Origin of the sequence: Acetobacter malorum, assembly GCF_001580615.1 — a bacterium.
Classification (GTDB): domain Bacteria; phylum Pseudomonadota; class Alphaproteobacteria; order Acetobacterales; family Acetobacteraceae; genus Acetobacter; species Acetobacter malorum.
Genome location: NZ_LHZC01000005.1, coordinates 1 through 822, shown reverse-complemented (window position 1 = coordinate 822; position 822 = coordinate 1). Strand labels below are relative to the sequence as shown.

Annotated in this window: 1 protein-coding gene; it reads left to right on the top strand. The window is 55.4% G+C overall.

The window, feature by feature from the left end:
• Positions 1 to 822: Hint domain-containing protein (locus AD930_RS00025; protein ID WP_208598533.1), on the top strand; the 822-nt coding region annotated here is incomplete at both ends.

Sequence of the window (822 nt, the reverse complement as noted above, 5' to 3'; positions counted from 1 at the left end):
CCTGAACTTTCAGACGATGCAGCCGGCTGGCCGGTGCGGATCCTGAAAGATGCCATTGCCGATGGCGTGCCGTACAAGGATATGCTGATCACCTCTGAGCATTGCCTGTTCTTTGACGGCAAATTTGTGCCCGCCCGTATGCTGGTAAATGGTGTTTCCATTTTCTACGACAAGTCCATTACGTCTTACGACTATTACCACGTGGAAACAGAACAGCATTCTGTCATCACTGCCGATGGGATGCTGACAGAAAGCTATCTGGATACCGGCAACCGCTCTTCCTTCAGTCAGGAAGGTACGGTGGTGCGTCTGGGTGGCCAGAAGCGCACATGGGCAGATCACGCCGGGGCACCTCTGTGTGTTGAGCGGTCTTTTGTCGAGCCTCTGTTCCGTGCTCTGGAACTGCGCGAGAACTGCGTTGCAGGCTGCCGTGTTCCGATGGAAGAGAGTGAAATCACTCTCGATCCGGATCTGCATCTGGTCACGGACACCGGGGCGACGATCCGCTCAATGCGGCACAAGGGGCAGCAGTACAGCTTCATGCTGCCGCCTGAAACAAAATCCGTTCGTCTTGTTTCTCGCGCCAGCCGTCCCGCTGATGTGATTGGTCCTTTTGTGGATGACCGTCGCTCTATGGGTGTTGCCGTCGCGGATGTGCATTTGCTCTGTGCCAAACAGACGCACGACATTACCTCTCATCTTCAGGCCGAAAAACCCGAAGGCTGGCATGAGAGCGACTGGACAGATTGCGCGTGGACCAATGGGAATGCTGTGCTGCCACTGGGTGAGTCTCTCACCGATGGTAAAATGGGCATTCTCTCC